This window comes from Stutzerimonas stutzeri, from assembly GCF_002890915.1.
Taxonomy (GTDB): domain Bacteria; phylum Pseudomonadota; class Gammaproteobacteria; order Pseudomonadales; family Pseudomonadaceae; genus Stutzerimonas; species Stutzerimonas stutzeri_AF.
Genome location: NZ_POUT01000030.1, coordinates 1 through 2,526, shown reverse-complemented (window position 1 = coordinate 2,526; position 2,526 = coordinate 1). Strand labels below are relative to the sequence as shown.

Annotated in this window: 3 protein-coding genes; all 3 read right to left on the bottom strand. The window is 61.5% G+C overall.

Annotated elements, in window-relative coordinates; all coding sequences use genetic code 11:
- Positions 1-167 precede the first annotated feature (167 nt).
- Entirely contained in the window at positions 168-1,694 is a 1,527-nt protein-coding gene (tnpC, locus tag CXK94_RS22160; RefSeq protein ID WP_102895896.1) for an IS66 family transposase, read from the bottom strand.
- A gap of 62 nt (positions 1,695-1,756) precedes the next feature.
- Positions 1,757-2,092, bottom strand: a complete 336-nt coding sequence (tnpB, locus tag CXK94_RS22775; protein WP_102895895.1) for an IS66 family insertion sequence element accessory protein TnpB — start codon at positions 2,090-2,092, stop codon at positions 1,757-1,759.
- Complete coding sequence (tnpA, locus tag CXK94_RS22150; protein ID WP_230357665.1) at positions 2,089-2,424, bottom strand: IS66-like element accessory protein TnpA; 336 nt, start codon at positions 2,422-2,424, stop codon at positions 2,089-2,091. The genes tnpB and tnpA overlap by 4 nt, the downstream gene beginning before the upstream one ends.
- Positions 2,425-2,526 lie beyond the last annotated feature (102 nt).

The window sequence follows — 2,526 nt, the reverse complement described above, 5'->3', positions numbered from 1 at the left end:
GTAAGCGTCCAGCCAAGTCATCTTCCGAAGCTGTATCACATGGTGCACGGGTAGGCTGTATCACATGCTGCACGCCTACTCTGTATCACACGCTGCACGCATAAAAATCAGTGCGAGACTATTACGGGTAGGCTGTTTGGGGTGATACACCGCTGTGGCTGCTTGGCTTAGGCAGGCACCCATTGATGCGGCAGGAGTTGCTCGATCTCGCTCGCCCGCTGTGTCGGTAGCCGCGTGAGCACGTCCTTCAGATAGGCGTACGGGTCGTGACCGTTAAGGCGCGCCGACTGGATCAAGCTCATGATCGCCGCCGCCCGTTTGCCGCTGCGTAGCGAGCCTGCAAACAGCCAGTTCGAGCGTCCAAGCGCCCAGGGTCGGATCTGGTTCTCGACCCAGTTGTTGTCGATGGGCACGGCGCCGTCGTCCAGGTAGCGCGTCAGCGCTTCCCAGCGTTTAAGGCTGTAGTCGAGTGCCTTGGCGGTCGCTGACCCTTCAGGTACCTGATCGCGCTGGGCCAGCATCCATTCATGCAGCATGTTGAGGATCGGTGAGGATTTTTCTTGCCGTATCCGCCATCGATCCTCGGCACTCATGTCGCGCGCTTGCCGTTCAATTTCATACAGGCCGGCGATCGAGTGCAGCGCCTGCTCGGCCAACTGGCTTTTGTTCGCCACGTGCAGGTCGTAGAACTTGCGCCGGGCGTGGGCCATGCAGCCGATTTCGGTGATGCCTTGCTCGAAGCTGGCCTTGTAGCCGGCGAAATCATCACAGACCAGCTTGCCGTCCCAGGAACCGAGGAAGTGGCGTGCGTGTTCGCCGGCACGGCTCGGGCTGAAGTCGTAGACCACCGCCTTCAGGTCGGCAAAGGGTGTGGTGCAGTAGGCCCAGACGTAAGCCCGATGGGTTTTCTTCTCGCCCGGGGCCAGCATTTGTACGGGGGTTTCGTCGGCGTGGATTACGCCTTGCGCCAGTACCGCTTCGCGCAAGGCGTCGACCAAGGGTTGGAGCTGCACGCCGGTTTGTCCGACCCACTGTGCCAATGTCGAGCGCGCGATAGCCAGACCCGCACGGCCAAAGATCTTCTCTTGCCGGTACAGCGGCAGATGGTCGGCGTATTTGGCCACCATGACATGAGCCAGCAGGCCGGCAGTGGGGATGCCTTTGTCGATCACCTGGGCCGGTACGGGTGCCTGGATCAGCGTCTCGCACTGGTTGCAGACCCACTTGCCTCGGATGTGACGTTCTACCGTGAAGGTGCCCGGGGTGTAGTCGAGCTTTTCGCTGACGTCCTCGCCGATCCGCTTGAGCTGGCAGCCACAGGCACACTGGGTGTTGTCCGGCTCATGATGGATCAGGGTTCGTGGAAACTGGGCTGGCAGCGGCGCACGCTTGGGCTGCTGGCGGGGTTGGGCGGTGACGGGCGCCGGATGCAGCGCCTTGAGCTCGGCCTCGATGGCTGCGATGTCCGTATCGATCAGCTCATCGAGCAGGCTGATCTGGTCGGGGCTCAGCTGCTCGCTGCGCTTGGCGAACTTGTACCGCTTGAGCAGTGCGATTTCGTGGGTGAGTTGCTCGATCACTGCTTGATCGCGGTGGATCTTTTTGCCCATCGTGTCGACTTGCGACAGCAACTGCGCGGCCAAGGCGCGCAGCTGTTCAGGTGTCAACTCGTTGAGATCGGGTGCGCAAGTCATGCCGCTGATTGTCGCAAAAGCAGCTAATCAGAGGCGATTGAGCGATGGGCTAATGGCAGGCGCTACAGCACCGTGATCGATCCGCCCGAGCCCATCCGCTGCCAAGGCAAGCCGAGTACCAAGGCCTGAAGTTGCTCGGTGTCGAGTGCGACTTCCGAACCGCGGTGGATGCCTGGCCAGTGAAACTTGCCCTGGTTCAATCGCCGAGCGGCCAGCCAAATTCCCACACCGTCATGCACCAGCACTTTCATGCGGTTGGCGCGGCGATTTGCAAAGAGGTAAGCGCAATGCGGCTTTGCCGCACCGAACACCGCAACGACGCGGGCCAGGGCGGTCTCGGTGCCGGCGCGCATGTCCATCGGCTCGGTGGCAAGCCAGATGCGTTCGATACGGATCATACGAGCAGCCCGCGCAGCAAACGTGCACAGCCCTCGCCGTCCTGCACCGGCCAGTGCACCGACAGACTGCCGGCGTGGTAGGGAATTTCGATTCGTATCGTCAGCCCTTCAGAGCTGGCACGCTCGGTAGGCAGGATGCCGAGCGGCACCGGGACAAAGCGTGCAGACACGACCGGTAGCGGCTCGCGCTGCTTGCGAATCCATTTATGCACCAGGTTGGCATTGAGCCCGTGCCTGAGCGCCACGCCGGCGACGGATGCCCCGGACTGGGCGCACTCTTCGATGACCTGGGCCTTGAAAGCCTTGGGAAATGTACGGCGCTGTCGAGACACGAAACCCTCCAGAAAGTGGCTTGAAATGGTGTCCACCAAAAATAGGTGGACACCATGCCGTTATCTGGAAGAAGCGGGGAGATGGGTTCGGCGGACGGTTAC